This is a genomic window from Streptomyces sp. NRRL S-118, assembly GCF_000716335.1.
Taxonomy (GTDB): Bacteria; Actinomycetota; Actinomycetes; order Streptomycetales; family Streptomycetaceae; genus Streptomyces.
The window spans coordinates 300,355-325,639 of sequence record NZ_KL591004.1 but is presented as its reverse complement, the minus strand read 5'-3'; the positions used below and the strand labels follow the sequence as shown (position 1 = coordinate 325,639).

The 25,285-nt window shown below is 71.6% G+C and carries 21 protein-coding genes; 10 read left to right on the top strand and 11 right to left on the bottom strand.

What is annotated here, in order from left to right; genetic code table 11:
- Positions 1–259 precede the first annotated feature (259 nt).
- Positions 260–1,120 (top strand): DNA-binding protein, encoded by an 861-nt coding sequence (locus IH00_RS0110790; protein WP_031072112.1) that lies wholly within the window; start codon positions 260–262, stop codon positions 1,118–1,120.
- Positions 1,121–1,182: 62 nt separating this feature from the next.
- Here IH00_RS0110790 and aspS read toward each other — a convergent pair whose 3' ends face one another.
- On the bottom strand, positions 1,183–3,003 hold the full coding sequence (aspS, locus tag IH00_RS0110785) for an aspartate--tRNA ligase (RefSeq protein WP_031072110.1): 1,821 nt from the start codon (positions 3,001–3,003) through the stop codon (positions 1,183–1,185).
- Positions 3,004–3,127: 124 nt separating this feature from the next.
- On the opposite strand from aspS, the gene IH00_RS0110780 reads away from it, so the two are divergent.
- Positions 3,128–5,290, top strand: coding sequence for a SpoIIE family protein phosphatase (locus tag IH00_RS0110780; RefSeq protein ID WP_052411309.1), 2,163 nt, complete (start codon positions 3,128–3,130; stop codon positions 5,288–5,290).
- A 161-nt stretch (positions 5,291–5,451) separates the two neighbouring features.
- On the opposite strand, the gene IH00_RS0110775 is transcribed toward IH00_RS0110780, so the two are convergent.
- The 4 genes from IH00_RS0110775 to IH00_RS0110760 all read right to left on the bottom strand — a co-directional run bounded on the left by IH00_RS0110775 (position 5,452) and on the right by IH00_RS0110760 (position 9,141).
- Positions 5,452–6,501 (bottom strand): AI-2E family transporter, encoded by a 1,050-nt coding sequence (locus IH00_RS0110775; RefSeq protein WP_031072106.1) that lies wholly within the window; start codon positions 6,499–6,501, stop codon positions 5,452–5,454.
- Between the two features lie 65 nt (positions 6,502–6,566).
- The gene (locus tag IH00_RS0110770; RefSeq protein ID WP_031072104.1) at positions 6,567–7,547 is read right to left on the bottom strand and encodes a pirin family protein; all 981 of its coding nucleotides are present in this window, start codon (positions 7,545–7,547) and stop codon (positions 6,567–6,569) included.
- Between the two features lie 609 nt (positions 7,548–8,156).
- Positions 8,157–8,627, bottom strand: coding sequence for a GNAT family N-acetyltransferase (locus IH00_RS0110765; protein WP_031072102.1), 471 nt, complete (start codon positions 8,625–8,627; stop codon positions 8,157–8,159).
- A gap of 61 nt (positions 8,628–8,688) precedes the next feature.
- Positions 8,689–9,141, bottom strand: a complete 453-nt coding sequence (locus IH00_RS0110760) for an SseB family protein (RefSeq protein ID WP_031072101.1) — start codon at positions 9,139–9,141, stop codon at positions 8,689–8,691.
- A gap of 356 nt (positions 9,142–9,497) precedes the next feature.
- Between IH00_RS0110760 and IH00_RS0110755 the strand changes: the two genes are divergently transcribed.
- Positions 9,498–11,324: an acyl-CoA dehydrogenase gene (locus IH00_RS0110755; RefSeq protein ID WP_031072099.1), complete on the top strand. Its 1,827-nt coding sequence runs from the start codon at positions 9,498–9,500 to the stop codon at positions 11,322–11,324.
- A 147-nt stretch (positions 11,325–11,471) separates the two neighbouring features.
- Here the strand turns inward: IH00_RS0110755 and IH00_RS0110750 are convergent, their stop codons facing one another.
- Positions 11,472–11,723, bottom strand: a complete 252-nt coding sequence (locus tag IH00_RS0110750) for a hypothetical protein (RefSeq protein ID WP_052411308.1) — start codon at positions 11,721–11,723, stop codon at positions 11,472–11,474.
- A 101-nt stretch (positions 11,724–11,824) separates the two neighbouring features.
- Here IH00_RS0110750 and IH00_RS0110745 point away from each other — a divergent pair, with 101 nt between their 5' ends.
- The 5 genes from IH00_RS0110745 (at position 11,825) to IH00_RS0110725 (ending at position 17,395) form a co-directional block, all read left to right on the top strand.
- The gene (locus tag IH00_RS0110745) at positions 11,825–13,120 is read left to right on the top strand and encodes a M18 family aminopeptidase (RefSeq protein WP_031072094.1); all 1,296 of its coding nucleotides are present in this window, start codon (positions 11,825–11,827) and stop codon (positions 13,118–13,120) included.
- A 135-nt stretch (positions 13,121–13,255) separates the two neighbouring features.
- Complete coding sequence (locus IH00_RS0110740; RefSeq protein ID WP_158827771.1) at positions 13,256–14,854, top strand: hypothetical protein; 1,599 nt, start codon at positions 13,256–13,258, stop codon at positions 14,852–14,854.
- 191 nt (positions 14,855–15,045) lie between these two features.
- Entirely contained in the window at positions 15,046–16,644 is a 1,599-nt protein-coding gene (locus tag IH00_RS0110735; RefSeq protein ID WP_158827769.1) for a hypothetical protein, read from the top strand.
- Between the two features lie 81 nt (positions 16,645–16,725).
- A complete protein-coding gene (locus tag IH00_RS0110730) occupies positions 16,726–16,953 on the top strand; it encodes a DUF6458 family protein (RefSeq protein ID WP_031072088.1) in 228 nt (75 codons plus the stop codon).
- Positions 16,954–17,023: 70 nt separating this feature from the next.
- Positions 17,024–17,395 carry a hypothetical protein gene (locus IH00_RS0110725; protein ID WP_031072085.1) on the top strand — a complete coding sequence of 124 codons (372 nt, stop codon included), beginning with the start codon at positions 17,024–17,026 and terminating at the stop codon, positions 17,393–17,395.
- Between the two features lie 106 nt (positions 17,396–17,501).
- Here IH00_RS0110725 and IH00_RS0110720 read toward each other — a convergent pair whose 3' ends face one another.
- The 4 genes from IH00_RS0110720 to IH00_RS0110705 all read right to left on the bottom strand — a co-directional run bounded on the left by IH00_RS0110720 (position 17,502) and on the right by IH00_RS0110705 (position 22,361).
- Complete coding sequence (locus tag IH00_RS0110720) at positions 17,502–19,379, bottom strand: NHL domain-containing thioredoxin family protein (RefSeq protein WP_031072083.1); 1,878 nt, start codon at positions 19,377–19,379, stop codon at positions 17,502–17,504.
- Between the two features lie 34 nt (positions 19,380–19,413).
- Complete coding sequence (locus IH00_RS0110715; protein ID WP_031072080.1) at positions 19,414–21,054, bottom strand: recombinase family protein; 1,641 nt, start codon at positions 21,052–21,054, stop codon at positions 19,414–19,416.
- A 42-nt stretch (positions 21,055–21,096) separates the two neighbouring features.
- On the bottom strand, positions 21,097–21,258 hold the full coding sequence (locus tag IH00_RS42705; RefSeq protein ID WP_158827767.1) for a thioredoxin domain-containing protein: 162 nt from the start codon (positions 21,256–21,258) through the stop codon (positions 21,097–21,099).
- A 74-nt stretch (positions 21,259–21,332) separates the two neighbouring features.
- Positions 21,333–22,361 (bottom strand): saccharopine dehydrogenase family protein, encoded by a 1,029-nt coding sequence (locus IH00_RS0110705; protein WP_031072079.1) that lies wholly within the window; start codon positions 22,359–22,361, stop codon positions 21,333–21,335.
- 106 nt (positions 22,362–22,467) lie between these two features.
- Here IH00_RS0110705 and IH00_RS40100 point away from each other — a divergent pair, with 106 nt between their 5' ends.
- Positions 22,468–23,553, top strand: coding sequence for a helix-turn-helix domain-containing protein (locus IH00_RS40100; RefSeq protein ID WP_078887677.1), 1,086 nt, complete (start codon positions 22,468–22,470; stop codon positions 23,551–23,553).
- On the opposite strand, the gene IH00_RS0110695 is transcribed toward IH00_RS40100, so the two are convergent.
- Positions 23,456–24,256: a carbon-nitrogen family hydrolase gene (locus IH00_RS0110695; RefSeq protein WP_031072075.1), complete on the bottom strand. Its 801-nt coding sequence runs from the start codon at positions 24,254–24,256 to the stop codon at positions 23,456–23,458. The genes IH00_RS40100 and IH00_RS0110695 overlap by 98 nt on opposite strands.
- Positions 24,257–24,396: 140 nt before the next feature.
- On the opposite strand from IH00_RS0110695, the gene IH00_RS0110690 reads away from it, so the two are divergent.
- Complete coding sequence (locus tag IH00_RS0110690; protein ID WP_031072072.1) at positions 24,397–25,221, top strand: maleylpyruvate isomerase family mycothiol-dependent enzyme; 825 nt, start codon at positions 24,397–24,399, stop codon at positions 25,219–25,221.
- Positions 25,222–25,285: the final 64 nt, after the last annotated feature.

Sequence of the window (25,285 nt, the reverse complement as noted above, 5' to 3'; positions counted from 1 at the left end):
TCGTGGACTCCGGTGGGGCCGCCGGTCTCCCCCAGGAACGAAGAGAGGGAAAGAACCTCACCAAACCCCACCCCTCCTCCCGTTCGATGAGCCGCTCACTCACTCGGGTGAAAAATGGCAACTTGGCTATCTTTGGGGCGGGTTGCTTGATCTACGCTCAGCGCGACACACCACATCACCACTGACATGCGTCGGCCCCCGCCGGGAGTGCGAATCCCAAGGCGAGGGCCTGACCACCGAGGAAGTTAAGGGCTTCCCGATGGATACCCAAAACACTAGCGTGCGCGCGCACGCCCAGTCCCGTAGCGACGGGAAAAACCACCCCTCCCGGCGAGCCCGCAAGGCCACGCACTGCGGCGGCGTCATCCACGACAACTCCCGTCACACCAGCCGCTTCACGGTGATCGGCAACCACCTCGCCCAGCACGCCGAACTGTCGCTCCTCGCGATCGGCCTGGCCGTCCACATCCAGTCGCTCCCCGGCGGCGCCCAGGTCGACATCGGCACCCTCACCGGCCGCTTCCCCGAAGGAAAGACCCGGATCGCGGGCGCCCTGCGCGAGCTGGAGGCCCACGGCTATCTGCGTCGCACCCGCATGCGCACCGATGGGGGCAGGATCGTCACCCGCACGGTCTCCTGCAACCAGCCCGGCCGGTCCAGCGCCACCGAGGCGCCGAAGCCCCGGCCCCGGCGGAGCGCCGACGAGCAGGCCCGCCGCCGCGCGCTGCCCGCCGTACCGCGGCCCGCGTACCCCGCCCCCGACCTGCTCCGGACCGCCCTGGGGGTGCTCTCCGGCCTCCGCCGCGAGGATCCCCGCCTCCTGCTCTCCGCCACGGACGCCGAGCATCTCGTCCCGGGCGTCGCCGCCTGGCTCGAACGCGACCTCACACCCGAGGCCGTCCAGCGCGCTCTGACCACCGGCCTGCCACCGGAGCCGCTGCACCGCCCGGCCGCCCTCCTGGCCCACCGCCTCGCCGCCCTGCTCCCGCCCCTGCCGCCCTTCCGCGCCCCGGAAGCACCCGCGGCCGTCCGGCATCCGCTCCAGAACTGCGACACCTGCGACCGCGCCTTCCGCGGCCCTGAGCCAGGCACCTGCGGGCCATGCGCTTCAGGACCGTGACCCGGGAACGAAGAAGCCCGGGATCCGAGGATCCCGGGCCTTCGGACACTCCGTGCGCGTGCCTACCGCGCCGCGTCCGGGTGCACCGCGTCCGTCACCGGGCGGGCGTCGGACGGCTTCTCCTTCGCCACCGGCTTGCGCAGCTGGATGTTCAGCTCGCGCAGGCGGGCCTCGTCCAGCTCCGTCGGGGCGCCCATCATCAGGTCCTGGGCGTTGCCGTTCAGCGGGAAGGCGATCGTCTCGCGGATGTTCGGCTCGTCCGCGAGGAGCATGACGATGCGGTCCACGCCCGGGGCGATGCCGCCGTGCGGCGGGGCGCCGTACTGGAAGGCCTTGAGCATGCCGGTGAACTCGCGCTCGACCGTCTCGCGGTCGTAGCCCGCGATCTCGAACGCCTTGAACATGATGTCCGGCTCGTGGTTCCGGATCGCGCCGGAGGACAGCTCGACGCCGTTGCACACGATGTCGTACTGCCAGCCCAGGATGTCCAGCGGGTCCTGGGTCTCCAGGGCCTCCAGGCCGCCCTGCGGCATCGAGAAGGGGTTGTGCGAGAAGTCGATCCGGCCGGTCTCCTCGTCCTTCTCGTACATCGGGAAGTCGACGATCCAGCAGAAGCGGAAGACGTTCTCCTCGAAGTGGCCGGCCCGCTTGGCGGCCTCGACGCGGACCGCGCCCATGATCTTGGAGACCTCGTCGAACTCGCCGGCGCCGAAGAACACCGCGTGGCCCGGCTTGAGGCCGAGGCGCTCCACCAGCGTCGTGACGTCGTCCTCGGTGAGGAACTTGGCGATCGGACCGGTGAGGGCCATGTCCTCGCCGACGCGGATCCAGGCCAGGCCCTTGGCGCCGTGCTCGACGGCGAAGTCGCCGAGGGAGTCGAAGAACTTACGGGTCTGGTCGGCCACGTCCGGGACCGGCAGCGCCCGCACGTGCTTGCCCGCGAACGCCTTGAACCCGGAGTCGGCGAACACGTCCGTGATGTCGACGAGCTCCAGCCGCGCGCGCAGGTCCGGCTTGTCGGAGCCGTACTTCAACATCGCCTCGCGGAACGGGATCCGCGGGAACGGCGAGGTGACGTGGCGGCCGCCGCCGAACTCCTCGAACAGCTCGGTCATGAGCTTCTCGACCGGCTGGAAGACGTCCTCCTGCTCGACGAAGCTCATCTCGATGTCGAGCTGGTAGAACTCGCCCGGCGAGCGGTCGGCGCGGGCGTCCTCGTCGCGGAAGCAGGGCGCGATCTGGAAGTACCGGTCGAAGCCCGAGATCATCAGCAGCTGCTTGAACTGCTGCGGCGCCTGCGGCAGCGCGTAGAACTTGCCGGGGTTCAGGCGGGACGGGACGACGAAGTCGCGCGCGCCCTCGGGCGAGGTCGCGGTGAGGATCGGGGTCGCCATCTCGTTGAAGCCGAGCGCCGTCATCTTCTGGCGCATGGCGGAGATGACCGCGGTGCGCAGCATGATGTTGCGGTGCATGCGCTCGCGGCGCAGGTCGAGGAAGCGGTACTCCAGGCGGCGCTCCTCGTTGACGCCGTCGTCCGTGTTGATCGTGAACGGCAGCGGGGCGGACGCGCCGAGGACCTCGACGTCGGAGACCTCGACCTCGACCTCACCGGTCGGCAGGTCGGCGTTGATGTTCTCCGCTCCGCGCGAGACGACCTTGCCGTCGACGCGTACCACGGACTCCTTGGTCTGCTTGTCCAGCGCCTCGTACGCGGCGGTGCCGGGCCGGGCGACCAGCTGCGTGATGCCGTAGTGGTCGCGCAGATCGATGAAGAGGATGCCGCCCAGGTCGCGCCGATTGTGCAGCCAGCCGCTCAGCCGGACGTCGGTGCCGACGTCAGAGGCGCGGAGCTCGCCGCAGGTGTGGGACCTGTACCGATGCATCGTCGTTCATCCAGTCTTCGGGATAGGGGTACAACTCGACCCGTCAAGGGTACCGGCCGTGTCACGGCGGGGTTCCAAGATCGAACGGTGGCGACGGGTCGGCTCGTCTTCCTAGAGTGGGGCAATGCGTACCGAGGACGTCCTGGCCGCCATCGCGACCGGCGTGTGGCGCTGGGACAACGCGACCGGGATCGTCACGCTCGACGCGGAGGCGGCCCGGCTGCTCGGCCTGCCCGCCGAGCCGGTGGAGCTGTCGGAGGCGGCCGTGCGGTCCCGCTTCCACCCGGTCGACTGGAACGAGATCGACGGGATCGTGAACCTCGCCGTCGCCGAGGGCACCCTCGCCGAGGCGCGGCTGCGGATCATGGACGGGAGCGGCCGGGTGATCCGTACGGTGCGCAGCCGCTCCAAGCCCTTCATCGACGGTACCGATTACCAGCTCGTCGGCATGATCCAGGAGGTGGCCGAACCGCAGCCCGGCACCGCCGCGCGCACGCCCGTCACCGGTGACTGGCGCCGCTCGCGGGAGGCGTTCCTGCTGGACGCGGGGCGGGCGCTGGCGGAGGCGCGGTCGACGGCGGAGGTGCTGCGGGTGGCCGCGTCGCTGTCGATGCCGGGGTTCTCACCGGACGGCCTCGCCGTGTTCGGCGTCGCGGGGGACCGGCTGACGATCATCGGGCACCACGGGCACGACCCGGGCGACGACGGCCCCTTCACGGACATGCCGCTGGACACGGACTACCCGGCGGCCGAGGTCGTACGGACCGGCCGGGCGATCTACCTGCCGTCGCCGGAGGAGTACCGCACCCGCTTCCCGGCGACCTGGCCCCTGGCGCAGCGTTTCGGCAGGGAGTCGTGGGCGTTCCTGCCCCTCATCGTCGCCGGGCGCACGATGGGCGCCTGGATGGCGGCCTTCAAGCACACGGTCGCCTTCACGCCGGACGAACGGTCCGTGCTGTCGACCGTGGCCCGGATGCTGGCGCAGGCGCTGGCCCGGGCGGGGGTGGCGGAGTCGGAGCGCGAGCTGTCACTGGGGCTGCAGCGCACGATGATGCCGGTCCTCGGCCCGGCGATCCCGGGCATGGAAGTGGCCGCGCGGTACGTGCCGACGGGCGGCGGCCTCCAGGTCGGCGGCGACTGGTACGACATGATCCAGCTCCCCGGCGGGCGCATCGCCCTGGTCATCGGCGATGTGCAGGGGCACGACGTACGGGCGGCCGGGCTGATGGGGCAGCTGCGGATCGCCCTGCGTGCGTACGCCTCCGAGGGCCACCGCCCGGACGCGGTGCTGTCGCGGGCGTCCCGCTTCCTGTACGGCATCACGGACGGGGCCGCGGGCGACCACGGCGACCACGGGGGGCGCTTCGCGACCTGCCTGTACCTGGAGGTCGACCCGGCGACGGGCTCGGTGGACATCGCGCGGGCGGGGCACCCGGACCCGGCGATCCGGATGGCCGACGGCACGGTGGTGCTGCGGCCGACCGCCGGCGGGCTGCCGCTCGGCATCGTCCCGGACACCGACTACCCGACGACACGGTTCACGCTGGAGCCCGGCGAGACGCTGATGATCTGCACGGACGGGCTGCTGGAGACCGGCGGACACGACCTGGAGTCCGGCTGGGCCCGGATCCGCAAGCTGCTGGAGCAGCACGTGTCCACCGATCCGCTGGAGGTGCTGGCCGACAGTCTGGTGCAGGCGGTCCACGGGCCGGGTTCGCACCACACGACCGGGCCGTTCGCCGACCGGCGCGAGGACGACATAGCGGTGCTGCTGCTGTCCCGGACGGGCGGCGTGGCGCAGCGGCGGGTGGCCCGCCGCACGGCGCTGACCGTCGCGCAGGCGGAGCCGGAGCGGATCGCGGCGGCCCGGCATCAGCTGCGGGAGCTGCTGCACGACTGGGCGGACGAGGAGCAGGTCGACGCGGCGGTCCTGATGGTCTCCGAGATGCTCACGAACGTGCTCGTGCACACCGACGGCAACGCCCTGCTCGTCGCCGAGGCGACCGGCGAGCACGGGACGCGCCGGCTGCGCGTGGAGGTGGCGGACGCCAGCGACGAGCTGCCGCACCGGCGCCGCCCGGGCGAGATGGCTTCGTCGGGACGCGGCCTGGTCCTGATGGAGGTGCTGGCGCACGCGTGGGGCGTGGACCCGCGGGGCGAGGGCAAGTCGATCTGGTTCGAGCTGTACGAGGAGGCGGGCGCGGACGGGGCCGCCGACGCGGGCGCGGCTCCTGACGCGCTCGGTGCCACCGGGACCACCGGGGCTGACGGGGCCGACGGGACGTAGGGGCCCGACAGGACCACCGGGACCACCGGGACCACCNGGACGGACGGGCCCGNCAGGACCACCGCCACCGGGACCACCGGGACGGACGGGCCCGACAGGACCACCGGGACCACCGGGACGGACGGGCCCGGCGGGACGGACGGGCCCGGCGGCGGCGGCGCCTACGACGGCGCCGACACGCCGGTCGCGTAACGCCTGCGCAGCTCGCCGAGGACCCCGAACGCGGCGGCCGTGAGCGGCACCGCCAGCAGCATGCCGAGGATGCCCGCGACGGACGCCCCGGCGGTGATGGAGAGCATCACGGCGGCCGGGTGCATCTGGACCGTGCGGGACTGGACCATGGGCTGGAGCACGTGCCCTTCGAGGAGCTGTACGGCGAGGACGACGCCGACGGCCCACAGCGCGATCACCCACCCGCGCTCGGCGAGCGCCACGAGGATCGCCACCGTGCCCGAGAGGAAGGCGCCGAGGTAGGGGAGGTACGCGCCGACGAAGACGAGCGCGCCGAGTCCGACGGCGCCGGGGACGCGCAGGATCAGCAGCCCGGCGGTGATGAGGACGGCGTCGATCAGCGCGATGAACGTGGTGCCGCGCATGAAGCCCTCCACGGCGCCGAAGGCGCGGCGCGCCATGGCTTCGGCGTGGTCGGCGCTGTCGTGCGGCACGAGGGAGCGCAGGGTGGGCACGGCGCGGGCGGAGTCGCGCAGGAAGAAGAAGACGAGCAGCAGCGCGAGGACCGCCATGGCGATCACCTCGCCGACGACGCTCAGCCCGCTGATGACGCCGGACGCCGCCGTGCCGCCGAACTTGCCCAGCAGTTCCCTGGCGTTGGCGGCGAGGTCGTCCAGCGAGGTGCCGGCGGCGCCCAGGTGCCGGGTGAGGTCGGTCGCCGCACGGCGCAGTGAGGTGACGATCTGGTCGCCGGTGTCCATGAGGGCCTTGACGATCACGTACGTCACTCCGCCGACCACGACGAGGACGGCGGCGCAGGTCAGTCCGGCGGCGAGCGAGCGGTTGACCTTCATGGCGAGGAGCCGCCGGTACAGCGGTCCGAGGAGTGCCGTACCGAGCAGGGCGAGCAGGACCGGCGTGACGGCGGTCCTGAAGGTGACGCACAGCCATACGCCGACGGCCGCGACGCCGGTCACGAGCAGCGCGACGGCGCACCAGGCGGCGAGGCGCCGGACGGGCTCGGGCAGCAGCGTGTGCACGCCCCCACCGCACCATGCCCGGTCGGGGCCCGCCCGTGGGCGGGCCCCGGAGGGGTGAGCCGGCGTCAGCCGGCCTGCGGGCCGCCGGGCTTCATGCCGTGCACGGCCGGGATGGTGCCCAGCCGGCCCTTCTGGAAGTCGTCGAAGGCCTGCTGGAGCTCTTCCCTGGTGTTCATGACGAACGGGCCGTAGTGGGCCATCGGCTCACGGATCGGCTGCCCGCCCAGGAGGACGACCTCCAGGTCGGGGGTGTGGGAGTCCTGCTTCTCGTCCGCCCGGAGGGTGAGCGAGGACCCGGCGCCGAAGACCGCGGTCTGGCCCAGGTGGACCGGACGGCGTTCTGCACCGGCCGTACCCTTGCCCGCCAGGACGTACGCGAGACCGTTGAAGTCCTCCCGCCAGGGCAGGGTGATCTCCGCGCCCGGCGCCAGCGTGGCGTGGATCATGGTGATCGGGGTGTGGGTGATGCCCGGCCCCTGGTGGCCGTCGAGCTCACCGGCGATGACGCGCAGCAGCGCGCCGCCGTCCTGGGAGGCGAGCAGCTGGACGTTGCCGCCGCGGATGTCCTGGTAGCGGGGGGCCATCATCTTGTCCTTGGCCGGCAGGTTCACCCACAGCTGCAGGCCGTGGAAGAGGCCGCCGGAGACGACGAGGTGCTCGGGCGGCGCCTCGATGTGGAGGAGGCCCGAGCCCGCGGTCATCCACTGGGTGTCGCCGTTGGTGATGGTGCCGCCGCCGCCCTGGCTGTCCTGGTGGTCGAAGATCCCGTCCAGGATGTACGTGACGGTCTCGAAGCCGCGGTGCGGGTGCCACGGGGTCCCCTTCGGCTCCCCGGGCTGGTACTCCACCTCGCCCATCTGGTCCATCATGATGAACGGGTCGAGGTAGCGGTAGTTGATGCCGGCGAACGCGCGGCGCACCGGGAAGCCCTCCCCTTCGAACCCGCTGGGCGCGGTGGTCACGGCCAGCACGGGCCGTGCCGCGGCGTCGGCGGGCGCGCCGACACGAGGCAGGGTGAGCGGGTTCTCGACGGTTACGGCAGGCATGACAGGTCCTCCTCGGAGCCGGTGCTGCCACCAGATTAGTTGAATGATGAACTTCTGGCTACTGGAACACGGCCGTGTGCCTCCGCATTCCCTTCCCTCGCGCCCCCCTCGCGCCTCCCCCAGCACCTCCGCGGATCCGCGGCGAATCCATGACCGCGCCGCGCGCGCCGGTGGTGCCGCGAGGCGGCCCGAAGGAGGCCCTCGCTCCCGGGCGGAAGGGTTCCCACGGGCTCCGGCCGAGCCCTTCACCGCAGGCGCTCCGACGCCCGCACAGACGGCCGACGGACGCCGCGAAACCGCCCTGACCTGGGCATATAGCCGGTGCTGAGAAAGGTACGCACGCGCACGACGACAGGAGCGAACCCTTGGCGACCGTCCCCGGAACCCAGCCGCTGGACCTCAACAGCCGTTCCGCCCGAACCGCGTCATGCCGACCCGGTCCCTCTCCTCGGTCATCGAGGCCGAAGCGGCATGACACGCACCGCGGCCCGACAACCAGCCCGGCCTGACACCCGCCCCGGCCCGGCACGCAGCGCGGCCGGGCACGCAGCGCGGCCGGGCACCCCGCGTGGGGGTGACCGGCCGGCACGGCGCTCAGGGCAGGACGGGTCAGGCCAGCTCCAGCTCGGCGACGATCTCGTCCTCGCTCTTCTCACCGGTGGGCCGGAAGCCGAGGCGGAGGTAGAACTCCTCGGGTCCGCCCTCCCCCTCCGTCCACGTCACCGTCACGCGCGTCCCGCCGCGCCGGCGGACTTCGCCGGCCACGGCCTGCACCGCGAAGCGGCCGTACCCCTTGCCCTGCTCGTCGGCGGCGACGGCGAGACGCCACAGCCCGGAGCGCGGCCGGTCCTGCGGGTCCTTGGGGTCGAAGCGGACGTCGAAGAAGCCCATCACGAACCCCACGAGCCGGTCGCCGTCGAAGACGAGCCGCGGCCAGGCGATGTCGGGCTGCGCGTACGCCTCGGCCAGCGACTGCGCGACCGGAGCGACGAAGCGCTCCTGGCCGGGGCGGACGGTGAGGCGGCAGGCGGCGAGGACGTTGTCGGGGGTGATCTTCTCCAGCCGGAGCGATGTTGTCATGCGGCGCACCCTAGGAGCGCGGCGGACGACCGTCTCCCGGATTTCCCGCGGGCGGCCGTTCTCAGCCGTACATCCGGCGCATGGCGAAGTCGACCATCTGCTCGACGGCCTTGGCGTCGAAGACGATCCGGTGGTCGCCCTCCATGTCGAGGACGAAGCCGTACCCGGTGGGCAGCAGGTCGATCACCTCGGCACCGGTGATGACGAAGTACTTGGACTCCTTGCCCGCGTACCGGCGCAGCTCCTTGAGGGAGGTGAACATGGGGATCACCGGCTGCTGCGTGTTGTGCAGCGCGAGGAAGCCGGGGTTGTCACCGCGCGGGCAGTAGACCTTCGACGTCGCGAAGATCTGCTGGAAGTCCTCCGCGGACAGCGATCCGGTGGTGAAGGCCCGCACGGCGTCGGCGAGCGAGGGCGGCGACGGCTCGGGGTACAGCGGCGGCTGCTGCGCGTACCCCTGCTGGGGCGGGGCGTACTGCTGCTGGGCGCCCTGGTTCTGGTCGTAGCCGTACATGGCCACCAGGGTACTGAGTACGAACCGGGGTCGTGGGCCCCACCACCGGCCCGCGCCGCCCCGGCGGCTCCTTTCGGACAGCGGGCAGCACCGCCCGCGGGTCCGGCGGAACGCTTTGCCCGCCCGGGCGCCGGAAGCCTGGCGCCGCCCCGGGGCCGTGCCCCCGACCCGCCGCGGTCCTCACGGCCGATGCGGAGAGGTGCCCGCGGCCCGGCCGGCCGCCGCTGCCCGGGGCGTGACGCGTCACAGATCGCCCGATAGGGGTTGCTCTTATTACCGACGGGTAGCATCATCGTAGCTACTTGCTGGTACGTGTACGAGGATCCTGCCTCCCCGAGCCTTACGGAGCCGTCGCCATGGGGCACTACAAGTCGAATCTCCGCGACATCGAGTTCAACCTCTTCGAAGTCCTCGGGCGCGACAAGGTGTACGGCACCGGTCCGTTCGAGGAGATGGACGTCGAGACCGCGAAGAGCGTCCTGGACGAGATGCGCCGTCTCGCCGAGAACGACTTCGCCGAGTCCTTCGCGGACGCCGACCGCAACCCGCCGGTCTTCGACCCGGAGACGAACACCGCACCGATCCCCGCTTCCTTCAAGAAGTCCTACAAGGCCTTCATGGACTCGGAGTACTGGCGCCTCGGCCTGCCCGAGGAGATCGGCGGCACGACCTCGCCCCGCTCCCTGATCTGGGCCTACGCGGAGCTGATCCTCGGCTCGAACCCGGCCGTCTGGATGTACTCCTCCGGCCCCGCCTTCGCGGGTGTCCTCTTCGAGGAGGGCAACGAGATCCAGAAGCAGATCGCCCGGATAGCCGTCGAGAAGCAGTGGGGCTCCACCATGGTCCTCACCGAGCCGGACGCCGGCTCGGACGTCGGCGCCGGCCGCACCAAGGCCGTCCAGCAGGAGGACGGCTCCTGGCACATCGAGGGCGTGAAGCGCTTCATCACGTCCGGTGAGCACGACATGTCGGAGAACATCCTCCACTACGTGCTGGCCCGCCCCGAGGGCCACGGCCCCGGCACCAAGGGCCTGTCGCTGTTCCTCGTGCCGAAGTACCACTTCGACTGGGAGACCGGCGAGCTGGGCGAGCGCAACGGCGTGTACGCCACGAACGTCGAGCACAAGATGGGCCTCAAGGCGTCCAACACGTGCGAGATGACCTTCGGCGACAAGCACCCCGCCAAGGGCTGGCTGATCGGCGACAAGCACGACGGCATCCGCCAGATGTTCCGCATCATCGAGTTCGCCCGCATGATGGTCGGCACGAAGGCCATCGCCACCCTGTCCACCGGCTACCTCAACGCGCTGGAGTACGCCAAGGAGCGCGTGCAGGGCCCGGACCTGGCGAACTTCATGGACAAGACCGCCCCGAAGGTCACCATCACGCACCACCCCGACGTGCGCCGCTCGCTGATGACGCAGAAGGCGTACGCGGAGGGCATGCGCGCCCTGGTCATGTACACCGCCGCAATCCAGGACGAGATCCAGATCAAGGAGGCGGCCGGCGAGGACGCCAAGGCGCTGCACGGCCTGAACGACCTGCTGCTGCCGATCGTCAAGGGCTACGGCTCCGAGAAGTCCTACGAGCAGCTGGCCCAGTCGCTCCAGACCTTCGGCGGCTCCGGCTACCTGCAGGAGTACCCGGTCGAGCAGTACATCCGGGACGCCAAGATCGACACCCTCTACGAGGGCACCACGGCGATCCAGGGGCAGGACTACTTCTTCCGGAAGATCGTCCGCGACCAGGGCGCCTCGCTGAACACGCTGGCCGAGGAGATCAAGAAGTTCCTCGCGCTGGGCACCGGCGGCGACGAGCTCGCCCCGGCGCGCGACGCGCTCGCCAAGGCGGCCGTCGACCTGGAGGGGATCGTCGGCACGATGCTGACCGACCTCACCGCCACCGGCGAGGACGTCAAGAACATCTACAAGGTCGGCCTCAACACCACCCGCCTCCTCATGGCCTCCGGTGACGTGGTCGTCGGTTACCTGCTGCTGCGCGGTGCCGCCGTCGCGGCCGAGAAGCTGGAGACCGCCTCCGCCAAGGACAAGGCGTTCTACCGGGGCAAGATCGCGGCCGCGAAGTTCTTCGCCGCCAACATCCTGCCGGGCGTCTCGATCGAGCGCGCCATCGCCGAGGGCGTGGACAACTCCCTCATGGAGCTGGACGAGGCCGCGTTCTAACAGGACGCGCCCTGGTCCCACGGCGGCCCGCCCCCGAGGTTCCCGGAGGGCGGGCCGCCCCCTGTGCCCCACGGGGCACGGAGCGACCGCGCCGGCCGCCGCGCCGGCACGGTCACGCGGCCGACGTCACCGCGGGCCCGCCCGGTCTCACCGGGCGGCGCACCGCCGGGGCCGGGCCGGTATCGCGGCGCGCGTGAGCAGAGCCGCAGCCGTCACCGGCAGGATGTCGCCGAGGCGCACGGGGTCCCGGTCGGGGGACCCCGTCGCCGCGGCCGCGCACGCGCCGCACAGCAGCATCATGAGCGCGGCGGTCCATTCGGCGCCGGGGGCCGCGCACGCGGCGCATTCGGGAGCGGGGGCGAGCGTGCGGGTGCGGGTGGAGCCGGTCGTCGTGGTCACCAGGACACCTCCGGTCGCATTCGGCTGACTGGTTCCGATCGTCGCAGCCACCACTGACAATCGGCCTGGGTCCGTCCGGGCCCCGGCCGTAAGGTGACGTCATGCGCAGCTCTCCCGCCCGCTTCGACCGCGGCCACACCGACGACCTGATGACCTTCCTGGCGGCCTCGCCGTCCCCGTACCACGCCGTCGCGAACACCGCGGACCGGCTGGAGAAGGCCGGTTTCGAGCAGCTCGACGAGACCGCGGCCTGGGACGGGACGGCCGGGGGCAAGTACGTGATCCGCGCCGGTGCGATCATCGCCTGGTACGTGCCGGAGGGCGCGGCCCCGCACACCCCGTTCCGCATCATCGGGGCGCACACCGACTCGCCGAACCTGCGTGTCAAGCCCCGCCCGGACAGCGGCGCGCACGGCTGGCGCCAGGTCGCCGTGGAGACCTACGGCGGCACGCTGCTCAACACGTGGCTCGACCGCGACCTGGGCCTGGCCGGCCGGCTGACCCTGCGCGACGGCACCCACCGGCTGGTGAACGTGGACCGGCCGCTGCTGCGCGTGCCGCAGCTCGCCATCCACCTGGACCGGCAGGCCAACGAGGGACTCAAGCTGGACCGGCAGCGGCACATGCAGCCGATCTGGGGCCTGGGCGACGACGTCCGCGAGGGCGACCTGATCGCGTTCGTCGCGGGCGAGGCGGGTGTGGCCGCCGACGACGTGGCGGGCTGGGACCTGATGGTGCATTCCGTCGAGGCGCCCGCCTACCTGGGCCGGGACCGCGAGCTGGTCGCCGGGCCGCGCATGGACAACCTGCTGTCCGTGCACGCGGGCGCCGCCGCGCTGGCCGCCGTGGCGGCCCTGGACGACCTGGCGTACATCCCCGTCCTGGCCGCCTTCGACCACGAGGAGAACGGCTCCGAGTCCGACACCGGCGCCCAGGGCCCGCTCCTCGGCACGGTCCTGGAGCGGTCGGTGTTCGCGCGAGGCGGCGGGTACGAGGACCGGGCGCGCGCCTTCGCGGGCACGGTGTGCCTCTCCTCCGACACCGGCCACGCGGTGCACCCGAATTACGCGGAGCGCCACGACCCGACGCACCACCCGCGCGCCAACGGCGGCCCGATCCTCAAGGTGAACGTCAACCAGCGGTACGCGACGGACGGCAGCGGGCGGGCCGTATTCGCGGCGGCCTGCGAAAAGGCGGGCGTGCCGTGGCAGACCTTCGTCTCCAACAACGACATGCCGTGCGGCACGACGATCGGTCCCATCACCGCCGCGCGCCACGGAATCCGTACCGTCGACATCGGTGTGGCGATCCTTTCCATGCACAGCGCACGTGAACTGTGCGGTGCGGACGACCCGTTCCTCCTCGCGAACGCGCTGACGGCATTCCTGCGCGACTGACGAGAGCGCCCCGGAAAAAGGATTATGCGGTACGCCCCGGCCTGTTTAGGATGCACAGGCCGGGGCGCCTCTCTTCGACCACACGCACATTTCTCTCGTATGCGCCCCATTCATCGTCCGGGGGGACGCACACACGTGAAGCGCAATATTTCTCTCGCCCTGTCCACGTCCGTGGCACTGGGCGTCCTCGCGGTGCCGGGCACCGCGTTCGCCGCACCCGCCGCCGGGCCGGCCGCCAAGCGGGTCGGCGGGCACACCACCGAGTTCGGTCACCTCTTCGTCGACGACCTCACGACCGACAGCGACGTGACCGCCATCAGCGCCGTCGTCCACAGGAGCGGTGACGACACGGCCCTCGCCACCGCCGTGGACTTCCAGCTCGCCTCGGGCAGCAGGAAGTGGGGCGACTGGACCACCAAGGACGAGGTCCGGCTCGACGCCGCCGGCGCGTACTCCGTCGACCTGGTCGTCAAGGAGGCCGACGGCGACGAAACGACCCTGAAGAACGCCGGCACGTACGACTACACCGCCAAGCGGTACTTCGCGGAGTTCGGTGTCGACAAGCCGCACCCCACCCTGGACGACCAGAAGGTCACCGCCCAGGGTCGGCTCCTGACGTGGCAGCCCGTCACGCACGAGCGCACCCCGGTGGCGGACGTCCAGGTCACCATCCGCGACACCACCTTCTCCGACTGGACCCGCACCGTCACGACGGACGCCGACGGGCGCTTCTCCCACTGGTTCGTCGCGGGGCCGGGGCCGGTCCCCGTGTACGCGTACCAGGGGGGCGTCCGCAGCGGGACCGTCACGGTGACGCCCAAGGCGCTGCCCGCCCGCATCACCGTCGACCAGCGGTCCTTCAGCGGCGCCTACGGCGCGCCGCTGAAGGTGACGGGCAAGGTCGAGTACCAGTCCGAGGACGGCACCTGGAAGACCACCGACTACGCCGACGTGAACGTCGAGGACGACGAGGGCCGGTTCAACGGCCTCGACACGACCGATGGCGACGGCCGCTTCAGCGTCGACGCCCGAGTGCCCTACAGCGGCACGAAGCTGCGGGTACGCGCCAGTTACGGTAACTGGTTCGCCAACGAGCCGACCGTCCCGCTGACCGTCCGCACCCTCGCGACCACCGCCGTCGAGGACTTCGAGATCAAGCTCAACGCCTTCCACGAGCTCACCGTGAACGGCCGGGTGGACATCGAGGGCGCGCCGCTGCCGCACCGGACGGTCGACATCCACGTGTCGCCGAACGGCAAGGACGGCTGGAAGAAGCTCAGCACGGTCTCCATGGGCACCTGGGGCACGCAGTTCCTGAACACCGTGAAGGCGCCGCCGACCGGTTACTACCGGGCGCACTACACCGGCGGCCCGAACGTCCCGGCGGCCACCTCCACGGTGCTGTACGCGGGACGCGCGGAGACCCGCATCAAGGACTACAAGGTCGCGCCGGCCGCGGTGAAGAAGGGCGGCTCGGTCAAGATCACGGGCACCCTGCTGCACCGCACGCCGAGCTGGAAGGCGTACGGCGGCAAGAACGTCACCATCTACTTCCGCCCGAAGGCCCACCCGAAGCAGTCGTTCCACGTGACCATGGTGAAATCCGCGGCCAACGGAACCTTCACGACGACCGTGAAGGAACGCGGTGACGGCTGGTTCTTCGCCCTGCACCAGGACGCCGACGACAATCACCTCGTGAACCAGGAGGTCGCGGGCCTCGTGGACGTGAAGTGACACCGCTCAAGTAACCCATAACCTGCGGTAATCCAGCCGGAAGAACCCGTGCGCGACGCGCGCCGATCCCCGTATGATGCGGGAGTTCGGCGCGCGTCGCCTTTTCACCGCCTTCACGTGAGCATCGCACGACCTCCGCATGGCTCTGGCCGTCCGCGCGCCCCTTTTCATCCTGTCCGGGGGACATTCACTTGAGACGCAGCATTTCCATCGCCCTGTGCACCTCCGTCGTACTGGGCGCTCTTTCGGTGCCGGCGGGCACCGCTTTCGCCGCCGCCGGAGAGGCGGCCCTCGGTGCGGTCGAGGGCCACCGGGGCGGCCTGGGCCGCCTCTTCGTCGATGACCTGAGGACCGACAGCGACGTGTCGGCCATCCGCGCGGTCGTCCACCGCGCCGGCGAGGACGTCGCCGTCGAGACGGTCCACGACTTCGCGCTCGTCGAGGGCGACCGGAAGGCCGGCGACTGGCGCACCGAGCGCGAGGTCAAGCTGGAGATCACCGGCCTGTTCTCCGTGGACCTCGTCGTCACGGAGGCGGACGGCGACGAGACGACCTTCAAGGACGCCGGCACCTACGACTACACCGCGAAGAAGGCCATCGAGGGCTTCGACGTCGACAACCCCAACCCGACACTGGACCACCGGGGGTTCACCGCGTCCGGCCGGGTCGTGGAGTGGCAGCCGGTCACCCACGAGCGCACGCCGGTCGCCGGAGCGGGCGTCACCGTCAAGTACGGCGACACGTACGGCGTCTTCGGCGACACGAACGCCAAGGGCGAGTTCCGGTACGCGTTCACCGCGAGCGGATCCGGCGCCGAGCTGGCGGTCAGGGCCTTCTCCCAGGGCGCGGAGCCCAGCGAGGTCAGGACGGTCGCCCCCGTGCCGACCTCCGGCCGCATCACGCTGACGCCCGCGACTCCCGTCCTCACCGGCAAGGTGGGCGACCGGGTCACCGTGCGCGGCACCGCCGAGTACCTCGGCGCGGACGGCACCTGGAAGCCGCTCCGCGACGCTCGCGTCCACATGACCGGCACCAGCACTCCGGTCAGGGCGTACACGGCCGCCGACGGCTCCTTCGCCTTCAAGCAGACCATCCCGGGCGGCAGCGTCACGTCCGACCAGGTGCACCTGTACTACGGCGAATGGCTCACCAACAGGCCGACCGGCGACATCACCTACCGCAGGGTGGGCGTGGCCTCGATCCACGACTTCTCCGTCTCGCTGGACGAGTACGCGCAGCTGACGGTCCACGGCCGGGTCGCCGTCCGGGACGCGGCGCCGCCGCACCGCAACGTCGACCTGCAGTGGTCCCGCACCGGCCGCGACGGGTGGATGAAGGTCACCACCCTCCGGCTCGACGGCAGCAGCGGCTTCAAGGCCACGGTCCCGGCCCCGCCGACCGGCTACTACCGCGCGGTCTACAAGAACACCGCCTTCGTCACCGGAGCCGTCGGCCCGGTGCTGTACGCCGGCCGCGCCGAGACCCGCATCAAGGACTTCAACGCCTCTCCGGAGCCGGTCCGCAAGGGCGGCACGATCACCGTCACCGGGACGCTGCTGCACCGCACGCCGAGCTGGAAGGCGTACGCCGGCAAGCCGGTGCTGATCCTGTTCCGGCCCAAGGGCGACGAGCAGTGGTACCTGATGACCGAGGTGAAGTCCGCCGCCAACGGCACCTTCCGGAAGAACTTCCGCGAGGTCGGGGACGGTTCATGGGTGGCCGTGCACGCCTACCCGAACAGCAAGCACCTGGTGAGCGCGTCCGCCGAGGACCACGTCGACGTCAAGTGACGCCGACCGCCTGATCGTTGCGTAGGCGTTCCGGGGGCGGGTACCCGGAACGCCTACGGAATGGACGAGGAGGCGGAAATCATGGGCCTGGGTGGCTGCATCTTGCTCATCGGGGTGGGTGCGATCCTCACCTTCGCGACCGACTGGGAGGCCCAGGGCGTCAACCTGGACGTCGTGGGGCTGATCCTCATGGCCGTCGGCATCCTCGGCGTCGTGGCGTTCACCAGCATCTACCGCCGCCGCCGGGCGATCGTGGCACCGGTGGCCGACCCCATGGTCGATCCCCGGGACGACCGGCGCGCACTCTGATCGTCCGGTACACCCCTGATCGACGGTTGCGAAACATCGGCGAAAGGCCGGACCTGACACGGTGTCCGGCATGGTTCTCCTGGGACAGGACGACGCCCTCGTACGGCACCGCGGGCCGGGCCGGCGGACCCTGCTCACCGCCGGGGCCGCGGCCCTGGCGGTGCTGCTGGGCGCGGCCGCGTACGCGATCGACGCGTACCACGACCGCCCGCCCTGGGGCTCGGACATCGCGTACGAGGCCGGGTACGTCCTGGGTTCCCGGGCGCGCCACCACGACGTGAGCGGGGAGCGCGTGCGCGCGCTGCTCGACGGGGGCTGTGCACGGATGGAGGCCCAGGGCCTCGGCGGCCGGAAGGCCACCCACGACCCCGCGCTGTGGGTGGCCGGGTGCCTGGACGGCGCGGCGGGCCGGCCGTCCGCGCACCAGGGCCTCGCGTACTGAACCGTGACGCCCTCCGGCGGGCCCGTGCCCGGCTCCCGGCCTCCGGCTGCCTGCTTCCGGCTGTCGGCTCCCTGCTCCCTGCTCCCTGCTCCCTGCTCCCTGCTCCCTACGCGCCGTCGGCGTCGAGCCCCGCCAGGATGAGCGGCAGCCGCGCGGCCCCGCCCTCCGTGATCCTCACCGGCACGCCCCAGTCCTGCTGGTGCACGTGGCAGGCCGGGTACTCGTTGGCCGGGTCGTCGTCGCAGGAGGCGGCCATCGCCGAGACATGCAGCACGCCCTCGGTGACGTCCGGGCCGAGCGTCAGCTCCCGCGACAGGTCCGTGCCGGTGCCGGAGCCGGCGGCGAGCAGCTCCGGCGGCGTGGAGGAGACCAGCAGGCGGGTCGACGGGCCGTAGCGCTCGTCCAGCTTCTGGCCGGTCGGCGCGTGGAAGACCACGTCCAGCCGCAGCGTGCCGGGCGCGATCTCGGTGGCCTCGCGCCGCGTACGGTGGGCCACCGCCTCCACCTGCACGGCCTCCTCGGGCAGCCGCAGCCGCGTCAGCCGGTGGCGGGCGGACTCGACCACGACGATGTCGTCGCCGGCGAGCACCGCGTCGCTCGGCTCGCGCAGATCGGTGGCGAGGGTCGTGACCTGGCCGGAGGCGGGATCGTAGCGGCGCAGGGCGTGGTTGTAGGTGTCCGAGACGGCGACGGAGCCGTCGGGCAGGGCGGTGACGCCCAGCGGGTGCTGGAGCAGCGCCTGCCCCGCATCGCCGTCGCGGTGGCCGAAGTCGAACAGGCCGGTGCCGACCGCCGTGTGCACGGTGCCGCCGGCGTCGATCCAGCGCACGGCGCTGGTCTCGGAGTCCGCGATCCACAACCGGTCCCCGGCCGCCGCGAGCCCGGACGGCTGGGCGAACCAGGCGTCGCCGGCGGGCCCGTCGACCAGTCCCTCGTTGGTGGTTCCGGCGGCCACGCGCACGGTGTCCCGATCGGGGTCGTACGCCCACAGCTGGTGGACGCCCGCCATGGCGATCCACACCTCGCCCTGCCACCAGGCGACGTCCCAGGGGGACGAGAGCGCCACCTCGCGGGCGGGCCCGGAGGTGGGGGAGCCCTGCCACCACTGCGTGCCGGTGCCGGCGAGGGTGGAGACCTCACCGGTGGAGAGGTCCAGGGCGCGCAGGGCGTGGTTGACGGTGTCGGCGACGACGACCCGCGCTGAGCCTCCGGCCCCGGGGGCGTCCCCGGGCAGGAGCGCGAGGCCCTGGGGCTCGTTGAAGCGCGCCTCGTCGGCCTTGCCGTCGGCGAGACCGCGCTCCCCGGAACCGTAGCGGCGTACGACGGTCTCGCCGTCCGCGGCCAGCTCGACCAGCTGGTGGCGGGTGGTGTCGGAGACCAGGAGGTTGCCGCTGTCCAGCAGGAGCGCCTTGCCCGGGAAGCGCAGGTGGGTGGCGACGGGCTCGGGCGGGACGTAGGGGCCGTCGCCACGCCGCAGGGTGCCCTTGGCCTCGTGCTCGGCCTCCAGTTCCTCGACGAGCGTCGCGATGGCCGTGGCGTGGCCCTCGCCCGCGTGCTGGGCGACGACGTACCCCTCGGGGTCGATGACGACGAGCGTCGGCCAGGCCCGCACGGCGTACTGCTTCCACGTGGCGAGCTCCGGGTCGTCGAGGACGGGGTGGTGGACCCCGTACCGCTCGACGGCGTCGACGACGGCCTGGTGGTCGGCCTCGTGGACGAACTTCGGCGAGTGCACGCCGACGATCACCACGGTGTCGCGGTGCTTCTCCTCCAGCTCGCGCAGCTCGTCCAGGACGTGCAGGCAGTTGATGCAGCAGAACGTCCAAAAATCAACAACAATGCACTTACCTCGCAGGTCGGCGAGGGTGAGCTCTTTGCCCCCGGTGTTGAGCCATCCGCCCTTGCCGATCAGCTCGGGGGCACGGACACGGGCACGGCGGCGGGGCTCGGGCGCGGGGGTGGGCGCCGGGGCGGCATCGTTCATGGTTCAAGCTTGCCATTCGCCCATGAACGACCGATCACGGCCGTGCGACGCGGGTGACCTCCGTGGGTGAAGGTGAGCCACTCCCTACCTCCGCCCTCGGGCCACAGAAACGCCACGGCTCGTTTACGATGCTCGCCCGGCGGGTCGGCAGGATCGCCCAATGGATCTGGATGCGCTGCTCGGGGATGATCCGCTGTCCGCGCACTCCCTTGCTCACCTCAACGCGGTCTATGGCGAGCGACAGCCGTTCGCGCCTGTCCTCGTTCGTCGCATCCGCCCACGCCTCTCGCAGGGTGACGCCGTCGAGCATCGGAGACACGTCCACGGACGGCACGGGAAGCCTCCGGAGATCGCCGCGGAGGCCGTCGATTCGTCCCCTCAGGCGCTCTGAAAGCCGGTTGTAGCGCTCCACGGCAGCCGCGCCACTGAACTCACCACGCACGTAGCGTGCATCCTCCAGATCAGCCAGGCGGGCTTCCTCATCCTGAATCTCCGCAGTGAGAGCATCACGTTTAGCGAAGGTCTCCGGGTCCACGCGGTGCACCCAGCGATCTGCGATCGCGACAAGCAGCGGATCGTCCGGTTCGAGCGCCGGAAGCTTCGTGAGGAACTGTTCCGTCACATACTGGTCAACCGCATCAGCCAGCGCCGACGCTCCGATGCACTGGTTACCTGCACGGCGTGCCATGCACTGATAGCTGACGCCCACACGGTGCATCCGGCGACCGCAGTCAGGAACCGCGCAGTAGACGAGTCCCGTGAGCAGCGCCGTCCCGTCGGGCTTCGGCCGCCGCTTTCCTACGTGTACGAACGTCCTGGATTCCAGCGTGCGGATGATCTGCTCACGCTCCCCGACCGTGATGACCCCCTCACCGACCTCGACCGTGTCGAGCGTCTCGGGATCGCGATACGGAAGGACCCTGCCCGTGTACTTCCGCTCACCGTCGTCCGTCTCAACGGTTTCGGTCTCCGGCATCAGGCCGGCGAACGCAGGGGAGCGCAGGAGCTGCATGATGCTGGCCGCATTCCACTGCCCACCCCGGGGCGAGAGGATCTCGTACTCGTTGAGGAGTCGGGCGATCTTGACCAGCGATGTACCGGCAAGCGCTTCATCCGCGATCAGGCGGGCGTAGACGACGTGTTCCGGGTCGTGGATGAGCTTCTTGCTCTTCGGGTCGATGAGCAGCCCGTACGGGGGCTGGCCGCCGATCCACTGACCTTTGCTACGCAGGTAGCGCTTGGCGTGGCCGACGCGTGTACCGAGATTCCTGGACTCGGACCGGGCAAGCTCAGCCAGCATCGCGACGACCATGCGCGCCGAGTCATTCGAAGTGTCGAGACCGTCCAGAACTGAGACGAGACGGCCGCCGGCCTTCTCGATGTCGTCCAGCACCTTGCCCACTTGGCCGATGCCCTTGCGGGAGAGCCGGTCCAGTTTCCAGACGATCAGTGTGCCGACGACACCCGCCGTGACTGCCGCCAGCGCGGCGTCGAAGCCCTTGCGCTCAACGGTCTTGTAGCCGGAGCGCCCTCTGTCTATGTGGACCTTGCGGACGGTCAGTCCGTTGCGTTCGGCCCAGGCACGGCAGTCGGATTCCTGCCGTTCGATCGCGGTCTTGCCGTCCCGGTCGAGGGACAGGCGCAGATAGAGGTCACAGATTGCGTCTTGGTGCACACCCTCAGTGTTGCCGCAAGTTGGGTGGTCCGTTGTCGATTTTCAGAAATCGAGGATCAGTACGCGGCCGCGGAAGTCGGCGACCTTCGGGTCCTTGCCGCCGGTGTTGAGCCATCCGCCCTTGCCGATCAGCTCGGGGGCACGGACACGGGCACGGCGGCGGGGCTCGGGCGCGGGGGTGGGCGCCGGGGCGGCATCGTTCATGGTTCAGGCTTGCCGTCCCGCCCTGAGCACCGGACCACGGGCGGGAAGCCGGGCGGGCCGGAAAGGCGGGCGGGTTACGGGCGCAGCTCCACGGACAGGTGGGAGGAGAGCGCGCGGAGGAAGTCCGCCGCGTCGAAGATCTCGCCGGCGGAGGCGACTCCGGTCGTCCTGGTCCGTCCGGTGAGGATGCGGTCGACCGCTTCCACCGCGAGCGGTGCGGTGACGGCGTAGATGTCCCGCCCCCTCGCCACGGCGCGCCGTTCCGCGCCGCCGGAGCGCACGACGGCGTCGACGAGGAAGGTCTGCGCGGACCGCCCGTGCTCGTCGGCCGCGGTGGGCGCGGGGGTGTCGGGTGCCGACAGGTCCCTGGCGGCCTCGACCGTCATGTAGGTGCGCACGTCGGGGATGGCCAGGTGGCTGGGCACGGTGACGACGTCGGCCATGGTGAACTCGCCGAGGACGTCACGGGGGCCCATCGGCTCGGGGAAGGGCCAGGTGAGGCCGGGCATGGCGTCGTCGCGGTACTCCAGCCGCCCGTTCGCGTAGCGGACGCGCCGGCCGTCCCGCCGCTGCCGGGACACGGCGCCAGCGACGCGCGTGCCGGGGGTGGGGTGCCAGCCGTTCAGCCCGTAGGCGACGTGCGCCTCGTCCGCCGCCGTCCAGTCGCCCATCGCGGCGGTGACCAGCAGGTCGCCGAGGCCGCCGTAGAAGGCCATCGCCGGGACGATGACCGCTCCGGCGGCGCGGGCGCGGTCCGTGAAGTGCGTGAACGTGTCCAGGTTGGCCTCGATCTCGGCCGCCACGTCCACGTACGGGATCCCGGCGCGCAGTGCCGCCTCGATCACGGGGGCGGCCGTCGTGGCGAAGGGCCCGGCGCAGTTGACCACGGCCGCCGCACCGGCCAGCGCGCGGTCGAGTGCGGCCGGGTCGTCGACCGCCGCCGGGCGGGCGTCGAGTCCGGATCCGGACGCCAGGGCGGCCAGCGTTCCGGCGTCGCGGCCGGAGAGGAGCGGGACGAACCCGCGCTCGCGCAGCCGCGCCACCACGAAGCGCCCGGTGTGCCCGTACGCGCCGTACACCGCCACCGTCGGTCCTGTTCCCATGGGTTCTCCCCCGTACTCGATGTCCGTCGCGCTGTCATGAACATCCTGTCGAGGACCGGTACCGACCACGAGTGTCCGGAACGACGTGACCCGTACAATTCCGGACGTGGCTTCCGTCGCGCTGGCCGTCACCGACGGCATGCTGCACTTCGAGCTGTCCCTGGCCTGCGAGGTCTTCGGGTCCGCCCCGGCGGGCGTGCCCGGACCCTGGTACGACGTCGCGGTCTGCGGGCCGGACGCCGTGCGGGTCGACCGGTTCCTCCTGGAGCCCGACCACGGCCTCGACCGGCTCCGGGACGCCGGCACCGTGATCGTTCCGGGCTGGGCCGACATCGACCGGGACCCGCCCGCCGATCTGGTCGACGCGGTGCGCGCGGCCCACGCGGCCGGCGCGCGCGTGGCCTCGCTGTGCACGGGTGCGTTCGTGCTGGCCGCCGCCGGTCTGCTGGACGGCAGGCGCGCGACCACGCACTGGGCGCACACCGGGGAACTGGCCGCCCGCCACCCCGGGGTGCGGGTGGACCCGGACGTGCTCTACGTCGACGAGGGCAGCGTGCTCACCTCCGCCGGCAAGGCCGCCGCCATGGACCTGTGCCTGCACCTGGTCCGCCTCGACCGCGGGTCGTCGGTCGCCAACGCCGTGGCCCGCCGCCTGGTCGTGCCGCCCCACCGGGACGGCGGCCAGGCGCAGTTCGTCACCACCCCGGTGCCCGCCCCGGACAACCATCCGCTCGCCGCGCTGTTCCCGTGGGTGCTCGAACGGCTCGACCAGCCGCTCACCGTGGAGGACCTGGCCCGGCGGGCAGGCATGAGCTCGCGCCACCTGGGCCGCCACTTCAGGTCGGTGACCGGCACCACCCCGCTGCAGTGGCTGCTGACCCAGCGGATCCGCCACGCCCAGGAGTTGCTGGAGACGACCGGCGACAGCGTGGACACCATCGCGGCGGCCACCGGCATGGGCACCGCCACGACGCTGCGCCGCCACTTCAACCGCACGGTCGGCGTGCCGCCCGACACCTACCGCCGCACGTTCCGCTCGCGGAACGTGCCCGGCCCGGACAGCGGCCCGGACGGCCGCCCGGCGCGGACCGCCGTCAGCGGCGCGGCGGTGGCATCCCCAGGAGACGGTCCTTCAGCACCGGGAACTGCTCGCGGGTCGTGGCGACCTTCCGCGGGTCCAGCTCGACGGTGAGGACCTCCTCCGCCGGGCCCGCCTCCGCGAGGATCTCGCCCCACGGGTCGACCACGATGCTGTGGCCGGCCTGCTCCACGCCCGCGTGGGTGCCCGCGGTGCCGCAGCCGAGGACGTACGCCTGGTTCTCGACGGCACGCGCGCGGGTCAGCAGCGTCCAGTGGTCGCGGCGCCGGGCGGGCCAGCCGGCCGGGACGACCAGGGCGAGCGCGCCGGCGTCGACCAGGCCGCGGAAGAGCTCGGGGAACCGCAGGTCGTAGCAGGTGGCGATGCCGAGGGGGAGGTCCGGGACCGGGACGGTGACGAGGTCGGCGCCCGCCGCCATCATCACGGCCTCGCCCTTGTCGAAGCCGAAGCGGTGGATCTTGCGGTAGGTCGCGACGAGCTCGCCGGAGGGGGAGAAGACCAGCGCGGTGTTGTAGAGGAGCCCGTCGGGGGCGCGTTCCACGACCGAGCCCGCGTGCAGCCACACGCCCGCCTCCGCCGCGGCCTTGGCCATCGCCTCGCAGGTCGTACCGCCGGGCACCTGCTCCGCCTCGGTCTCGTACGCGTCGTACGCGAAGGCGCCCACGGGCCACAGTTCGGGCAGGACGACCAGGTCGGCGACCCCCCGCTGCCCGGCCACCAGGGAAGCGACGCGCGCACGGCGGGAATCGGGGGATTCGTCCGGGTCTACTGCGATCTGGATCAGTGAGGCGCGCACACTACCACCGCCCTGGCATTCGAGTCGTCAACACGGGCCTACGATCGTCATACGAAAGCACTGCCGGGGTGCCTCACGGCAGCGTAACTTAACTGCCACAGCACCCAGCCCGCCCGCGTACCGACCGTCCGAGGGGTCCCGTGACCGTCCATCCCAGCCTCCAGACTTACGCCGACGCCTGGACCCACTCCATCGAAGCGATATCCGAGCTGGTGCAGCCGCTCGTCGAGGGGGAGTGGAATCGCGCCACGCCCTGCCCCGGCTGGTCGGTGCGCGACATCGTGTCGCACGTCATCGGCATGGAGTGCGAGATGCTGGGCGACCCCCGCCCGATCCACACCCTCCCCCGGGACCTGTTCCACGTGCGCGGCGAGTTCGCGCGCTACATGGAGGTGCAGGTCGACGCGCGGCGCCACCACACCGGTCCGGAGATGACCGCAGAGCTGGAGTACGTCCTGATCCGCCGCGCCCGCCAGCTGCGCAACGAGAACCGCTCCCCCGACACCCTGATCCGCGCGCCGCTCGGCGCCGAGCAGTCGCTCGAACTGGCCTACCGGATGCGCGCCTTCGACGTGTGGGTGCACGAGCAGGACCTGCGCACCGCGCTCGGCAGGCCCGGCAACCTCGACTCGCCCGGCGCGTACGTCGCCCGCGACAACTTCCTGTACGTCCTGCCCAAGGTCGTCGCCAAGGACGCGGGCGCCCCGCCGAACACGGCGGTCGTCTTCGACGTGCACGGGCCGGTGGAGTTCCTGCGCACGGTACGGGTCGACGCGAACGGGCACGGCACGATCGACGGCGCGCCGTCCCTGGGCCCCGCGGTGACCATCGCCGTGGACTGGGAGACGTACGTGCGCCTGGCGTGCGGCCGGGTGCGGCCGGCGGCGGTGGCCGACCGCCTGAAGGTCGAGGGCGACCAGGAGCTGGCGGACGCGATCCTCGCGAACTTCGCGGTGACGCCGTAGCCGCCGCGGGTCCCGCCGCGGGAGCGGCCCTGGGGCCCGGTGACCCCCGCGGCAGGGTCCGGCG